Raw genomic sequence first — 15596 nt, 5'->3', positions numbered from 1 at the left:
GCCGCGCGCGGTTGATACGCGGCGACCCGTCCCTTTGCAGAAGGGGGACCGAGGGGAGTTCGCTTTTGCTCCTCATCGTCAGTTCCCGGCCTCGGTCGTAAGCACGAACAAGGCCCCCGCATGACCACCCCAGCCCGCAACGTCGCCGTCCTGGGCGCCACCGGCTCCATCGGCACCTCGGCGTTGGACGTGATCGCCCGCCACAGCGACGCCCTGCGCGCCACCGTGCTCGCCGCCGGCGGCAAGGTCGATGCGCTGCTGACGCTGTGCGAACGCCATCGCCCCGATCACGCGGTGATCGCCGACCCGGCCGGCTTCGCGGCATTGCGCGACGGCCTGCGCGAACGCGGTCTTGCCACCGTGGCCCATTGCGGCGACGAGGCCCTGGTCGATCTGGTGTCGTCCGACGCCTGCGACACCGTGGTCGCGGCGATCGTCGGCGCGGCCGGGCTGTCCTCGACCCTGGCCGCGGCGCGCGCCGGCAAGCGCCTGCTGCTGGCCAACAAGGAATCGCTGGTCCTGGCCGGCGAACTGCTGATGCAGACCGCGCACGAATCGGGCGCCTGCATCGTGCCGATCGACAGCGAACACAACGCGATCTTCCAATGCCTGCCGGCGGCGCAATCGCGCGTGGCGCAGCACGGCGCCGCGCAAACCGGCGGCGCGCAGCCCGTCCACCCGGCCTCGCAGCCCGGTCTGAAGCGGATCCTGCTGACCGCGTCGGGCGGGCCGTTCCGCGGCCGTACACGTTCGGACCTGGGCCAGGTCACGCCCGAACAGGCGGTCGCGCACCCGAAGTGGTCGATGGGCCCGAAGATCTCGGTCGACTCGGCCACGCTGATGAACAAAGGCCTGGAAGTCATCGAGGCGCACCACCTGTTCGGGGTCGGCGGCGATCGCATCGAAGTGCTGGTGCATCCGCAAAGCCTGGTCCATTCGCTGGTCGAATTCGTCGACGGCTCGACCCTCGCCCAGCTCGGCCTGCCCGACATGCGCACCGCGCTGGCGGTGGGCTTCGGCTGGCCGGAGCGGATCGAATCCGGGGTCGCCGGGCTCGACCTGCTGGCCCATGGCCGGCTCGATTTCGAACGCCCCGACCTCGACGCCTTCCCCTGCCTGCGCCTGGCCTTCGAGGCCCTGGCCGCCGGCGGCACCGCCCCGGCGGTGCTCAACGCCGCCAACGAAGTGGCCGTTTCAGCCTTTCTTCAGCGGCGCATCGGTTTCCTAGCGATACCCGCGCTGGTCGAGGACACCCTCGCCGCGCTCCCGTCCACCCCGGCCAGCTCGCTGGCGGCGCTGCGCGAGGCCGATGCCCTGGCCCGCCGCCACGCCGAGCAGGCGATCGGTCAAAGAGCCTGAGGCAGCCATGAGCGAAATCCTGGGCTCGTTGTGGTGGCTGATCATCAGCCTCGGCGTGCTGGTCACCCTGCACGAATTCGGCCACTTCTGGGTCGCGCGCCGCTGCGGGGTCAAGGTGCTGCGCTTCTCGGTCGGCTTCGGCAAGCCGCTGTGGATGCGCGTGGGCAAGGACGGAACCGAATACGCGATCGGCCGCATTCCGCTGGGCGGCTACGTCAAGATGCTCGACGAGCGCGAGTACGAAGTCGGCGAAGCGCTCGCGCAGCAGGCGTTCAACCGCAAGTCGGTGTGGCAGCGCATCGCCATCACCGCCGCCGGCCCGGTCGCCAACCTGATCCTGTGCGTGCTGTTCCTGTGGGGCATGTTCGTGATCGGCCGCCCCGACTTCGCGCCGGTGGTCGGCAGCGTCAACGGCATCGCCGCCGAATCGGGAATGCGCCGCGGCGACACCGTGCTGCAGATCGGCGACCGCGTCACCCCGACCTGGAGCGAGGTGCAGATGGCGCTGATCCCGCACGCGCTCGACCGCGACGACGTCGCGGTGCAGGTGCGCAGCGAAAACGGCAGCCAGCTGACCCGCCACCTGCGCCTGTCCAAGCTGCCGGCCTCGTTCGACGAGCGCCGCGCGGTCGAAGTCATGGGCCTGAGCGGCCGCCATCAGCTGATTCCGGCGGTGATCGGCCGGGTCAGCCCCGGCGAAGCGGCCTGGGGCGTGCTCGCCGAGGGCGACCGCATCACCGCCATCGACGGCGACCCGATCGCCAGCTGGAACGACATCGCGCCGGCCGTCGGCCGCCTGGGCGAACGCGGCGGCAACGCGATGATCGAAGTGGCCCGCAACGGCGACCGCTTGGCGCTGGAAATCGCGCCCAAGCGCATGAAGCGCGAAAACGGCGAGGAATTCTGGGGCCTGGGCGTGGCGCCGCCGGCCACCATCGGCGAGCCCAAGCGCGACGCGGTCCTGCGCTACGGCCCGATCGACGCGGTGCCGGCGGCGTTTCGCGAAAGCATCCACCAGGCCCGCGAGCTGTTCGCGATGATCGGCCGCGCCTTCACCGGCCGGGTCTCGATCCAGAACACCGTCGCCGGCCCGGTGACCATCGGCCGCGCCGCCAACGCCTATGCCAGCAACGGCCCGGCCTGGTACCTGCAGCTGCTGGCGATGCTGTCGCTGAGCCTGGGAATCCTGAACCTGCTGCCGATCCCGATCTTGGACGGCGGACACCTGCTGTATTACCTTATCGAGCTGGTCAAAGGCAGCCCGGTCAGCGAACGCGTCATGGCGGCCGGACATTTCGTCGGCCTGGCGTTGATCGCGAGCCTGATGGGCCTGGCGTTCTACAACGACATCTTGAACAACCTGGTGCGCTGATGCCGGCCCGACGCTCGAACGAACGCTTTGCTACAACGCCTGCCTTAATCTACCCCGCCTAACCGGCCCGCTTCGCCCCATGCCCGCGTGCATTCACGCTGGCAGACCAGCCCCCAACGGACGTAATGATGACGCGAATTCCTAATCGCCGCCTGCTCGCCCTCGCCCTTGCCACGGCAATGACCTCGGCCCCGGCGATTCCCGCGTTGGCCCAGTCGGCCGATCCGTTCTCCCTCGGGGGCGCCGCGCCGAACGCGCCCGGCCCGGGTTCGTTCACCGTCAGCGACATCCGCATCGACGGCCTGCAACGCATTTCCGCCGGCACGGTGTTCACCTACCTGCCGGTCGAGCGCGGCGACACCATGGACACGGCCAAGGCCGGCGACGCCATCCGCGCGCTGTACAAGACCGGCTTCTTCGAAGACGTGCAGCTCGACCGCCAGGGCAACATCCTGGTGGTCACCGTCAGCGAGCGTCCGGCGATCAACAAGCTGACCCTGACCGGCAACAAGGACATCAAGTCCGAGGACCTGCTCAAGGGTCTGAAGGAAATCGGCCTGGCCGAAGGCGACACCTTCGACCGCCTCGCGCTCGACAAGGTCACCCAGGATCTTGCGCGCCAGTACAACAACCGCGGCAAGTACAACGTCGAGATCACCCCGTCGGTGAACCGCCTCGACCGCAACCGCGTCGACATCACGATCAACGTCAAGGAAGGCAAGGCGGCCAAGATCCGCCACATCAACCTGATCGGCAACGACAAGTTCGAGCAGAAGGACATCGTCAACGGCTGGGAATCGCGCGAGCACAACTGGCTCAGCTGGTACCGCCGCGACGACCAGTACTCGCGCGAGAAGCTCTCCGGCGACCTGGAAAAGCTCAACTCCTATTACCTCGACCGCGGCTACGTCGATTTCAGCATCGACTCGACCCAGGTCTCGATCAGCCCGGACCGTCAGGACATGTTCCTGTCGGCCGGCATCACCGAGGGCGAGCAGTACAAGGTTTCCAGCGTGCAGGTCACCGGCGACACGGTGCTGCCGAAGGACCAGGTCGAGAAGCTGGTCATCGTCAAGCCCGAACAGATTTTCTCGCGCCGCCTGCTCGAGGTCAGTTCCGAATCGATCACCGCCGCGCTCGGCAACGTCGGTTACGCGTTCGCGCAGGTCAATCCGATTCCGGACGTGAACCGCGAAAACAAGACCGTCGGCATCAACATGCAGGTCGTGCCCGGCCCGCGCGTCAACGTGCGCCGGGTGGTGTTCAAGGGCAACACCCGCACCGGCGACGAAGTCTTGCGCCGCGAAATGCGCCAGTTCGAAGGCACCTGGTACTCGCAGGCCGCGATCGACCGTTCCAAGATCCGCCTGCAGGGCCTGGGCTATTTCGAGACGGTCGACGTCGAGAGCAAGCCGGTCCCGGGCACCAACGATCAGGTCGACATCGTCTACAACCTGAAGGAAACCACCTCGGGCAGCTTCGTGTTCGGCCTGGGCTATTCGCAGCTCGGCAAGCTCACCACCCAGGTGCAGCTGTCGCAGAACAACTTCCTCGGCAGCGGCAACCGCGTGTCGGTGCAGGCGCAGCGCAGCTACTACCAGTCGCGCTACGACTTCTCCTACACCAACCCCTACTTCACCGACGACGGCGTGTCGCTGGGCTACAACCTGTCGTGGCGCGAGTTGGACTACTCCGACTTCAACACCGCGCAGTACTCGACCACCAGCGGCACCGGTCAGGTCGTGCTCGGCATTCCGCTGACCGAGACCGACTCGGTGACCGGCCTGATCGGCATCGACAGCAACGAAATCCTGGCCTTCGAAGGCACCGCGCCGGCCAGCATCATCGATTACCTCGATGCGCTGGGCCACCGCACCTTCCACGCATGGCGCGCGCAGATCGGCTGGGGCCGCAACAGCCTCAACCACGCGCTGACCCCGACCGCCGGCACCCAGCAGCGCATCTGGCTGGAAGCGACCCTGCCCGGCTCGACGGTCGAGTACTACAAGATCAACTACAACTTCTCCAAGTTCTGGCCGCTGTCGCGCCATCTGGTGCTCAACACCCGCGCCGAACTCGGTTACGGCGACAGCTACGGCAGCGACACCAGCCGCGTGATCGACCGCGACGGTCCCACCGGCCCGCTTCCGCCGGAAACGATCACCGCCACCGGCCTGCCGTTCTTCGAGAACTTCTACGCCGGCGGCGTGCGCTCGGTGCGCGGCTTCACCGACAACACCCTGGGTCCGCGCGAATCGCCGGGCGTGGGCAGCACCTTCGCCCAGCCGCTGGGCGGCGCGTTCAAGACCACCGGCTCGCTGGAAATGTACTTCCCGACCCTGCTCGATACGCCGGCCGCGCGCGTGTCCGCGTTCGTCGACTTCGGCAACGTCTACAAGGACTACGATTCCTTCGACGCCGGCGAACTGCGCGCCTCGGCCGGTATCGCGCTGATGTGGCGTTCGCCGATGGGCCCGATCTCGATCAGCTACGCGTTCCCGTTCAAGAAGCAGGGTCCGATCTACAGCGCCGACGGCGCCACCAAGCTCGACCGCGGCGACGAACTCGAGCGCCTGCAATTCACCTTCGGCGGTACGTTCTGAGCGCGGTCTGCGGACCGCAAGGCGACGTGGACGAACTCAGTTACTCAGCAGGCGAATTGGCCGAGCGCTATGCGCTCGGCCTGCACGGCAACGCCGACGCGCGGGTAAGCGGCGTCGGCACGCTGGCCAAGGCCGGCCCCGGCCAGCTCGCGTTCCTGGCCAATCCCAAATACCGCGCGCAACTGCTCGCCAGCCAGGCGAGCATCGTGGTCATGCGCGAAGACGACGCCCGCGAGCATGCCGGCACCGCGCTGATCGCGCGCGATCCCTACGCCGCCTTCGCCAAGATCTCGGCGCTGTTCGAACCCAAGCCGGTGCGCGAACCCGGCATCCATGCCTCCGCCGTGATCGATCCCAGCGCGCAGGTGTCGCCCGAGGCGCACATCGGCCCGTTCGTCAGCATCGGCGCGCGCAGCCGCATCGAGGCCGGCGCGATGATCGGCCCGGGCTGCGTGATCGGCGAGGACTGCGTGGTCGGCGCCGGCAGCGAGCTAATCGCGCGGGTGACCCTGGTGACCCGGGTGCGCCTGGGCCAGCGCGTGCTGATCCATCCCGGCGCGGTGCTCGGCGCCGACGGCTTCGGCCTGGCGATGGAGGCCGGCCGCTGGCTCAAGGTGCCGCAGCTCGGCGGCGTGTCGATCGGCGACGATTGCGAGATCGGCGCCAACACCACCATCGACCGCGGCGCGATCGAGGACACCGTGCTCGAAGAGGACGTCCGCCTCGACAACCAGATCCAGATCGGCCACAACGTCCACATCGGCGCCCACAGCGCCATGGCCGGCTGTTCGGCCGCCGCGGGCAGCGCCAGGATCGGCCGCTACTGCCTGATCGGCGGCGCGGCCGGCGTGCTCGGCCATCTGGAAATCTGCGACAAGGTCACCATCACCGCGATGAGCCTGGTCACCAGCTCGATCCGCGAGCCCGGCGAATATTCCTCGGGCACGCCGCTGATGGACAACCGCAGCTGGCGCAAGAACGCCGCGCGTTTCAAACAGCTCGACGCGATCGCGCGGCGCACCGCGCGCGCGCGCGAAGACGGCGACGCCGGCTAGGGGGCCGGTCGACAGTTGAGGGACGGCGCTCCATACGGTGCCGCCCCACCCGTCGGGAAATCTGCGGGACAATAGGCATACGCGCGCTTCGACCCGGCGCGCGCAACCGACGATGGGGCCGCACGCCGACGCCGGAATCAATGCACGGCGCGGTGCTGCAACAGATGCGACATAGGACGAATTGAAGATGAGCCAGACCCTGCAACTCCCGCTCGATGTGCCGGCGATCCAGAAGCTGCTGCCGCACCGCTATCCGTTCCTGCTGATCGACCGGGTGGTCGAACTCGAGCCGCACAAGCGCGTGCTGGCCTACAAGAACGTGAGCTGCAACGAGCCCTTCTTCAACGGCCATTTCCCCGGCAACCCGGTCATGCCCGGCGTGCTGGTGGTCGAGGCGCTGGCCCAGGCCGGCGGCCTGCTGACCCAGATTTCGCACGGCGGCGTCGCCGCCGGGCGCTCGTTCTACCTGGTCAAGATCGACGGCGCGCGGTTCTCGCGCATGGTCGTGCCGGGCGACCGGCTGGAGCTGGAGGTCACGCTTAAGCGCATGATCCGCAACATGGCCATGTTCACCGGCGTGGCCCGCGTCGACGGCCAGGTCGCCGCCTGCGCCGACATCATGTGCGCCGAGGCCAAGGACTGATTCGATGAGTGCCCACTCGATGAACACGAACGCGAGCGTCCATCCCACCGCTTTCGTCGAACCCGGCGCCAGACTCGGCGACGGCGTCGTGGTGGGCGCGTTCGTCTACATCGGCGCGGAGGTCGAAGTCGGCGACGGCACCGTGTTCGGCCCGCATTGCGTGGTCCACGGCCCGACCACGATCGGCCGCAACAACCGCTTCTACGCCCAGTGCGCGATCGGCGGCGACCCGCAGGACAAGAAGTTCGCCGGCGAACGCACCGCGTTGCAGATCGGCGACGACAACGTGTTCCGCGAGTTCGTCACCGTCAACCGCGGCACCGGCAACGGCGGCAGCGTCACCCGCATCGGCAACGGCAACTGGCTGCTGGCCTACACCCATGTCGCCCACGACTGTCAGGTCGGCAACGGCTGCGTGTTCTCCAACAACTCGACCCTGGCCGGCCACGTCGTGGTCGAGGATCAGGTGATCATGAGCGGCTTCTCCGGCATCCATCAGTTCTGCCGGATCGGCGCGCACGCCTTCATCGGCATGGGCGCGCTGGTCAACGGCGACGTGCCGCCGTTCGTCATGGTCGCCCAGGACGGCTACGGCCGGCCGCGCGGGATCAACAGCGAAGGGCTCAAGCGCCGCGGTTTCGACGCCGAGCGCATCAGCGCGATCAAGCGCGCGTACCGCACCTTGTACGTATCCGGCGCGCCGCTGGACGAGGCGCGCGCCAAGCTCGAGGACATGGCCGCCGACAGCCCGGACGTGCGCGCGTTGCTGGACTTCATCGGCAACGGCGACCGGCCGCTGCTGCGCTGAGCACGCTGCGATGACTGCGGTCCATCGGCTGCGCATCGGGCAATCCGTCGCCGAGGACCTGATCGACAAGGTCCCGCATCGCTGGGACGTGACCGAGATCTTCATCGACGATCGTCCGCTCGCGCACTGGCTCGGGATCAAACGCGACCTGGGCAACTACGGCAGCGATCTCGATCCGGCCCAGTCGCCAGCGCTGCGCGCGCGCGGCCTGGCGCTGTTTCTCGGCCGCGACCCCTCGTGCAACCAGAACGGCAGCGGCCGCCACGTGCTCTACCGTTGCCACTGCGGCAGCGACTACTGCGGCGTGATTTCCTGCGTGCTGGAATTCGACGGCGATCACGTCGTGTGGCGGCAGATCACCTTCGAGGACGATCAAGGCCCCATGCTCGCCCCTCATCCGGGCGAAAATCCGGCACAAAGCGCCTTCCCCCCGGGCGCGCCGCTGCGATTCGTGTTCGATCGCGCGCAGTACCAAACCGAACTGGAACGTCACTACGCCCCATGACGAGCCCCATGACCACGACCAATCCGATCGACGACATCTTCCCGGCCGCGCCCCCGCCGCCGCCGCGCTTCGCCCTGATCGCCGGCGAGGCCTCCGGCGACCTGCTCGGCGCCGGCCTGATCGAGGAACTCAAGCGCCGTTATCCCGGCGCGGAATTCGTCGGCATCGGCGGCGAGCAGATGCGCGCGGCCGGCATGGACACCTGGTTCGACGCCGGCGAACTGGCGGTGATGGGGCTGGCCGAAGTGCTCAAGCATCTGCCGCGCCTGCTGCGCCTGCGCCGCGACGTGCGCCAGCGCGTGCTCGACTGGAAACCCGACGCCTTCATCGGCATCGACGCGCCGGACTTCAATCTCGGCGTCGAGCGCTGGCTCAAGCAGCGCGGCGTGCGCACCGTGCATTACGTCAGCCCGTCGGTGTGGGCCTGGCGCGAGAAACGCGCGCAGAACATCGGCCTGAGCGCCGACCGGGTGCTGTGCCTGTTTCCGATGGAGCCGCCGATCTACGCCAGGCACAACGTCGATGCGCGTTTCATCGGCCATCCGCTCGCCGACGCGATGCCGATCCATCCCGACCGCGACGAAGCACGCATGAACCTCGGCCTGGACGACGAAGCGCCGGTGCTGGCGATGCTGCCGGGTTCGCGGGTCGGCGAAATCGAGCGTCTGGCCGGCGACTTCATCGCCGCCGCCGCGCTGATGGTCGCGGCCGAACCGCGCCTGGGCGTGGTCGCGCCGATGGCCAACGCGGCCTCGCGCGCGGCGTTCGAACGCATCCTCGCCGCCCATCCCGACGGCGAACGCCTGCGCCGGGCGCTGCGCATCGTCGATCGCGGCGCGCGCACGGTGATGGTCGCCAGCGACGTGGTCCTGCTCGCCTCGGGCACCGCCACCCTGGAAGCGATGCTGGCCAAGCGGCCGATGGTGGTCGCCTACAAGCTGTCGGGCGCGACCTATTTCATGGCCAAGCGCATGGGCATGCTCAAGGTCGATCACTACGCGCTGCCGAACGTGCTGGCCGGCGAGGTGCTGGTGCCCGAGCTGATGCAGCACGACTGCACCCCGGAAAATCTGGCCGGCGCCTGCCTGCGCTGGCTGCGCGACCCGGCCGCGAGCGCGGCGCTGCTGCCCAAATTCCAGCGCATCCACCTGGAACTCAAGCGCGACGCCTCGGCGCGCGCGGCCGACGCGATCATCGAGCTGATCGGCGAGAATGCGGCTGCCGCCTCGCCGGCGCCTTGAACCCGAGCCTTCCGTGGACAGCCTGTTTCCGCCGCCAGCTCCGGATGCACCGCCCGCCGAGCCGCAGCGCCCGGCCGAGGCCGCGGTACGCCCGGCGCGGGCCAAGCCGCGCCTGATCGCCGGCGTCGACGAAGCCGGACGCGGGCCCTTGGCCGGCCCGGTCTCGGTCGCGGCGGTGATCTTGAACCCGCGCCGCAAGATCGACGGCCTGGACGATTCCAAGAAACTCAGCCACGCCCGGCGCGAGGCGCTGTACCCGCTGATCCTCGAACGCGCGCTGGCCTGGCGGATCGAATTCGTCGAGGTCGAGGAGATCGACCGGGTCAACATCTTCCAGGCGACCATGCTCGGCATGTGCCGCGCGGTGGTGGCGCTGGCGCCGCAGGCCGATCTGGTCCGGGTCGACGGCAACCACCTGCCCAAGGGCCTGCCCTGCCGCGGCGAAGCCCTGGTCGGCGGCGACGCGCTGGAGCCGTCGATCATGGCCGCCTCGATTCTGGCCAAGGTCGCGCGCGACCGCGCCATGTGCAGCCTGCACGAACGCTTCCCGCACTACGGCTTCGACCAGCACAAGGGCTACCCGACCGCCGCCCACCTGGCCGCGCTGAGCCAGCACGGCCCCTGCCCGCATCACCGCCGCAGTTTCACCCCGGTGCGGGTCGCGATGGAAAACCTGCCGCTGTTCTGAGCGCCGGGCCGCGGCCTGCGCGCCGCCGATGTTCCGAGCGCCAGTTCCGCGGCGCGCGCGGCCGCCGAGTTCCCTTCGCGGCGACCCGCGGCCGGCTGAACGCGCTACCCGTGCCATGGGTCACAGCGACTTCAAGCGCTCGCGCTCACACTTCGATCAGGCCCATAGTCGCAGCATCGCAGTCGCGGCTCGACTGCGCCCCGGTCCGCGTCGCCCTCCCGGCCCGCGACACGCACCGCCGCCATCCATCGGCCGGACGCGAGGTGTTCCATGCGCATGCCTCACCCCACTCCCACACCCGAACCGCTGCCGTTCGAACGCGACAGCGCGCTGCCGCGGCATCTGCCGCCGTTCGAACCGGCGATGGCGATCACCCCGGCGGCGATCGCCGCGTTCGACGCCCTGGTCCACGAACTCAACCCGGATGCCGCGCGCGTCGACGCCACGCGTCTGCACCGCCTGGCCAGCTGGTTGACCGCGCTGCCCGCCAGCGAGGCGCGGCGGGCGATCGACGAGCGCCTGCAATGCCTGCAGGACCTGCGCGCGATGGCCGCCGACGAGGCCTGGGATTGCGACCCGGCCCTGCGGCGCCGCCTGGACCGACTGTTCGCTTATGTCGACGACGGCGACGACCTGATTCCCGACCGCGTGCCCTTGCTCGGCCTGCTCGACGACGTGCTGCTGATCGAACTGGCGTGGCCGGCGTTCGCCGCCGAAGCCGAGGATTTCCGCGATTTCTGCGCGTACCGGCGGATCGAACATCCCGTTGGCGATGCGGCGCAGCAGCGCGCGGCCTGGGTGCGCGATCGTCTGGCCGAGCTGGCCTTGCTGCAGCACCAGGCGCGTGTCAGCGACAGCCATTACGTCAATGGACGCACGCCGGAACCGGTGTTTCGGGTGGCGTGAAACGCAAGGGCGAATCCGTTGGCTTTTTTTCAAAAAAAAGAGGAACGCGTTAATGAGAGCAGCCGTCCCGGTCGTATCGGCGGAACCATGCAGCTGTCTCACCGCGGTTCTGTCGCGCCAGGCGTTGATCGCGCGCGAAGCGAAGGGATTGAGCGCCGACATCGATCCGTCGCGGTCGCGTCGAAAACATCGCCCGCTCGAAATCGCGTCAATTCGCCCCCTTTGATAAAGGGGGCCAGCGCCCAGCGTCTGCCCGATGTCTGAACCGTCGTTGCAGCACGGGGGATTTGCTTTGGCTCCGCAGCAGCGCGGGCAAAAGCAAATCCCCCCTAGCCCCCCTTTTTCAAAGGGGGGAACAGATTCGCTGCGGCTTGGCGTGCCGTCGCAACGGCATGTGACGTCGATGCGTTGCACTCGCGTCGGAAACATCGCCCGCCCGAAACCACGTCAATTCGCCCCCTTTGACAAAGGGGGCCAGCGCCCGGCGCCTGCCTGATGTCTGAACCGTTCTCGCGGCGCGGGGGATTTGCTTTGGCTCTACGGCTGCGCGGGCAAAAGCAAATCCCCCCTTCCCCCCTTTTTCAAAGGGGGAAACAGATTCGCTGCGGGTTGATGTGCCGTCGCAATCTGGGAGGAGAACTGATCCGTTGCGGCTTGGCGTGCCGTCGCAACGGCATCCGCGCAACCCCATATCCGCGCAACCATGCGCTCCGCGGCTTTTCGCCACGAGCCCGAATCGCCGCCCCGGCGCCAATCCCGACCTGTCAAGGCTTGTCCCGGGCCGCCGGGCTGATACCCTGCAAGCCGGCTCGCACGCCGCTTGCCGATCACGGCTTGAGTCTCCTCCGGCACGGCCGCAGAACCGGTACGCATGTCCGCTCCATTCGTTCATCTCCATCTGCACAGCGAGTACTCGCTGGCCGACTCGACGATCCGCATCGGCGATCTGGTCAAACGCTGCGTCGCGCTCGGCCAGCCGGCCGTCGCGCTGACCGACTTCGACAATCTGTTCGCCGCGGTCAAGTTCTACAAGACCTGCGAGGGCGCCGGGATCAAGCCGATCATCGGCGCCGACGTGCATCTGGCCGACGGCAACGAAACCGCCTCGCGCCTGACCCTGCTGTGCCGCGACCGCGGCGGCTACCTGACCCTGTCGCGCCTGCTCAGCCGCGCCTGGATGGAAGGCCACCGCACCGAAGGCGTGGTGCTGCGGCCGGAATGGCTGCGCGAGGACAACGCCGGCCTGTTCTGTCTCGCCGGCCGCCACAGCCTGGGCGGACGCCTGGCCGCGACCAACCGCCACGAACTCGCCCACGCCTGGCTGGTCGACTGGCAGGGCGTGTTCGGCGACCGCCTGCATCTGGAAATCACCCGCACCCAGCGCGACGGCGAGGAACTGTTCAACGCCTTCGCCATCCAGGCCGCGGGCAAGCGCGGCCTGCCGCTGATCGCCAGCAACGACGCGCGCTTTCTCGACGCCGAAGGTTTCGAGGCGCACGAGGCGCGCGTGTGCATCGCCTCCGGCCGCGTGCTCGACGATCCCAAGCGCCCGCGCGACTACAGCGCCGAGCAATACCTCAAGTCCAGCGAGGAAATGCGCGAGCTGTTCGCCGACGTGCCCGACGCGATCGACAACGCGCTGGCGCTGGCGACGCGCTGCAACGTCGAGCTCAAGCTCGGCGAATACGCGCTGCCGGATTTCCCGGTGCCGGCCGAACACACCATCGAATCGTGGCTGCGCGCGCAATCGCGCGAGGGCCTGATCAAGCGGCTGGAAAAAAATCCGATCGCGCCGGGCAAGACCCGGCAGATCTACGACGAACGCCTGGAAACCGAACTCGACGTCATCATCAAGATGGGGTTCCCGGGTTACTTCCTGATCGTCGCGGACTTCATCAACTGGGCCAAGGACCACGAGATCCCGGTCGGCCCGGGCCGCGGTTCGGGCGCCGGCTCGCTGGTGGCCTGGGCGCTGGGCATCACCGATCTGGACCCGTTGCCGTACGACCTGCTGTTCGAGCGATTCCTCAATCCCGAACGCGTGTCGATGCCCGACTTCGACATCGACTTCTGCATGGACCGCCGCGACGAAGTCATCGACTACGTCGCGCGCAAGTACGGCCGCGACCGCGTCTCGCAGATCATCACCTACGGCACCATGGCGGCCAAGGCGGTGGTGCGCGACGCCGGCCGCGTGCTCGGCCATCCCTACGGTTTCGTCGACGGCATCGCCAAGCTGATTCCGCTGACCCTGGGCATCTGCCTCGACGACGCGCTCGGCGAATCCGAGGCGGCGATCAAGAACCCGGAACTGGCGTCCAGCGAACTGATCGCGCGCTATCGCAGCGAAGACGACGTGCGCGACCTGCTGGATCTGGCGCGCGAACTCGAGGACCTGACCCGCAACGCCGGCAAGCACGCCGGCGGCGTGGTGATCGCGCCGAGCCCGCTGTCGGACTTCTGCCCGCTGTTCGCCGAACACGACGGCGAAGGCCGCGGCAAAAGTCCCGTCACGCAATTCGACAAGGACGACGTCGAAGCCGTCGGCCTGGTCAAGTTCGACTTCCTCGGCCTGCGCACGCTCACGATCATCGATTGGGCGGTGCGCGCGATCAACAAGCGCCGCGCCAGGGAAGGTCACGAACCGCTCGACATCACCGCGCTGGAGCTGACCGACAAGCCCACCTACGAACTGTTCGCGCGCGGCGACACGGTCGCGGTGTTCCAGTTCGAATCGCGCGGCATGCGCGAGCTGCTCAAGCGCGCCAAGCCCGACACCTTCGAAGACATCATCGCGCTGGCCGCGTTGTTCCGTCCCGGCCCGCTGGGCTCGGGGATGGACAAGGACTGGGTCGACCGCAAGCACGGCAATGCCGAGGTCACCTATCCGCACGAATCGCTCGAGCCGGTGCTGGGGCCGACCTACGGCGTGATCGTGTACCAGGAACAGGTGATGCAGATCGCCCAGGTCCTGGCCGGTTATTCGCTCGGCGGCGCGGACATGCTGCGCCGCGCGATGGGCAAGAAAAAGCCCGAGGAAATGGCCAAGGAGCGGGCCAAGTTCGAGGCCGGCTGCGCCGAGCGCAACATCCCGGCCAAGCAGGCCAGCCCGATCTTCGACTTGATGGAGAAGTTCGCCGAGTACGGCTTCAACAAGTCGCACTCGGCCGCGTACGCGCTGGTCGCGTACCAGACCGGCTGGCTCAAGCGCCACTACGGCGCCGAGTTCATGGCCGCGACGTGTTCGTCGGACATGGACAACACCGACAAGGTGGTCAATTTCCTCGACGAAGCGCGGGTCATGGGCATCACCGTGCTGCCGCCGCACGTCAACGAATCCGAGTACATGTTCGAGGCGATCGACGCCAACACCATCCGCTACGGCATCGGCGCGGTGAAGGGCGTCGGCCGTGGCGTGTGCGAGGCGATCGTCGACGCGCGCCGCGCCGGTCCGTTCGTGGACCTGCTGGATTTCTGCAAGCGCGTGGACACCGGCAAGCTCAATCGTCGGGCGATGGAAGCGTTGACCCACGCCGGTGCGCTCGACGGCCTGGGTCCCAACCGCGCCAGCCTGATGCTGCAATTGCCGGAGGTGCTCAAGGTCACCGACCAGTTGGCCAAGGAGCGCGCCGCCGGCCAGGTCTCGCTGTTCGGCGGGTTCGAAACCGCCGCGCCGGCGCTGCATCTGGACCTGCCGCAGGCCAACGAGTGGCCGCTGAGCCAGATCCTGCATGGCGAGCGCGAAACCCTGGGCCACTACCTCAGCGGCCATCCCTTCGATCCGTATCGCGACGAGTTGCGCGGCCTGGTCGGCATCGATCTGGGCGAGCTGGAAACGATCTGGGAAAAACGTCCGGAAAGCGCGCGCAGCGGCTGGCGTCCGGAGTTGGACATCATCGTCGCCGGGCAGGTCGTCGGCTTCCGCAAGAAAGGCGACAGCCAGATGTTCGTGCAGATCGAGGACGGCCGCGGCCGCCTGGAGTGCGCGTTCTTCTCCGAGACCTACAGCGAATTCGCCTCGATGCTGGCGCGCGACCGCCTGCTGGTGATCCAGGGCGGCCTGCGCGAGGACGCCTTCAGCGGCGGCTTCGCCCTGCGCGCGGCGCGCTGCTGGGACTACGCGCAGATCTGCGCCAAGCACGCCCAGCGCCTGGCCCTGCGCCTGGACCTGCGGGTGCCGGGCACCTGGCAGCGGGTGGACGCGCTGCTGGCCAAGCAGCGCCCCGGCCCGACCCCGATCCGCCTGGACCTGCTGCGCCAGGGCGCGGCCGGCATGCTCGACCTCAACGGCCCGCAGTCGGTGCGCGTGGACGCGGACCTGGTCGGCCTGCTGCGCTCGCAGCCGGGGGTGAAGGCGGTGCGGTTGACCTTGGGCAAGCCCTGGGCTTGAGGCAGGAGTGAGTTCAGAGGAGTGAG

General features: G+C 68.3%; 11 protein-coding genes. All 11 read left to right on the top strand.

What is annotated here, in order from left to right; all coding sequences use genetic code 11:
- Positions 1-120: 120 nt before the first annotated feature.
- The 11 genes from dxr (at position 121) to dnaE (ending at position 15570) form a co-directional block, all read left to right on the top strand.
- Positions 121-1359 (top strand): 1-deoxy-D-xylulose-5-phosphate reductoisomerase, encoded by a 1239-nt coding sequence (gene dxr, locus IEQ11_RS08425; RefSeq protein ID WP_191821915.1) that lies wholly within the window; start codon positions 121-123, stop codon positions 1357-1359.
- A gap of 7 nt (positions 1360-1366) precedes the next feature.
- Positions 1367-2731 (top strand): RIP metalloprotease RseP, encoded by a 1365-nt coding sequence (gene rseP / locus IEQ11_RS08420; RefSeq protein ID WP_191821914.1) that lies wholly within the window; start codon positions 1367-1369, stop codon positions 2729-2731.
- A 128-nt stretch (positions 2732-2859) separates the two neighbouring features.
- Complete coding sequence (gene bamA, locus IEQ11_RS08415) at positions 2860-5334, top strand: outer membrane protein assembly factor BamA (RefSeq protein ID WP_036113770.1); 2475 nt, start codon at positions 2860-2862, stop codon at positions 5332-5334.
- A gap of 26 nt (positions 5335-5360) precedes the next feature.
- On the top strand, positions 5361-6389 hold the full coding sequence (lpxD, locus tag IEQ11_RS08410; RefSeq protein ID WP_191821913.1) for a UDP-3-O-(3-hydroxymyristoyl)glucosamine N-acyltransferase: 1029 nt from the start codon (positions 5361-5363) through the stop codon (positions 6387-6389).
- Positions 6390-6576: 187 nt separating this feature from the next.
- Entirely contained in the window at positions 6577-7032 is a 456-nt protein-coding gene (fabZ, locus tag IEQ11_RS08405) for a 3-hydroxyacyl-ACP dehydratase FabZ (protein WP_036113701.1), read from the top strand.
- A gap of 19 nt (positions 7033-7051) precedes the next feature.
- The gene (gene lpxA, locus IEQ11_RS08400; protein ID WP_191821912.1) at positions 7052-7840 is read left to right on the top strand and encodes an acyl-ACP--UDP-N-acetylglucosamine O-acyltransferase; all 789 of its coding nucleotides are present in this window, start codon (positions 7052-7054) and stop codon (positions 7838-7840) included.
- A gap of 10 nt (positions 7841-7850) precedes the next feature.
- Positions 7851-8345 carry a hypothetical protein gene (locus IEQ11_RS08395; protein WP_191821911.1) on the top strand — a complete coding sequence of 165 codons (495 nt, stop codon included), beginning with the start codon at positions 7851-7853 and terminating at the stop codon, positions 8343-8345.
- A gap of 8 nt (positions 8346-8353) precedes the next feature.
- Positions 8354-9586 carry a lipid-A-disaccharide synthase gene (gene lpxB, locus IEQ11_RS08390; RefSeq protein WP_228464635.1) on the top strand — a complete coding sequence of 411 codons (1233 nt, stop codon included), beginning with the start codon at positions 8354-8356 and terminating at the stop codon, positions 9584-9586.
- 112 nt (positions 9587-9698) lie between these two features.
- The gene (rnhB, locus tag IEQ11_RS08385; RefSeq protein ID WP_057923489.1) at positions 9699-10274 is read left to right on the top strand and encodes a ribonuclease HII; all 576 of its coding nucleotides are present in this window, start codon (positions 9699-9701) and stop codon (positions 10272-10274) included.
- A gap of 276 nt (positions 10275-10550) precedes the next feature.
- A complete protein-coding gene (locus IEQ11_RS08380; protein WP_148650284.1) occupies positions 10551-11180 on the top strand; it encodes a hypothetical protein in 630 nt (209 codons plus the stop codon).
- Between the two features lie 871 nt (positions 11181-12051).
- Positions 12052-15570, top strand: coding sequence for a DNA polymerase III subunit alpha (gene dnaE / locus IEQ11_RS08375; protein WP_191821909.1), 3519 nt, complete (start codon positions 12052-12054; stop codon positions 15568-15570).
- Positions 15571-15596: the final 26 nt, after the last annotated feature.

Source organism: Lysobacter capsici (assembly GCF_014779555.2).
Taxonomy (GTDB): domain Bacteria; phylum Pseudomonadota; class Gammaproteobacteria; order Xanthomonadales; family Xanthomonadaceae; genus Lysobacter; species Lysobacter capsici.
This window is presented reverse-complemented; position numbering and strand designations above follow the sequence as displayed.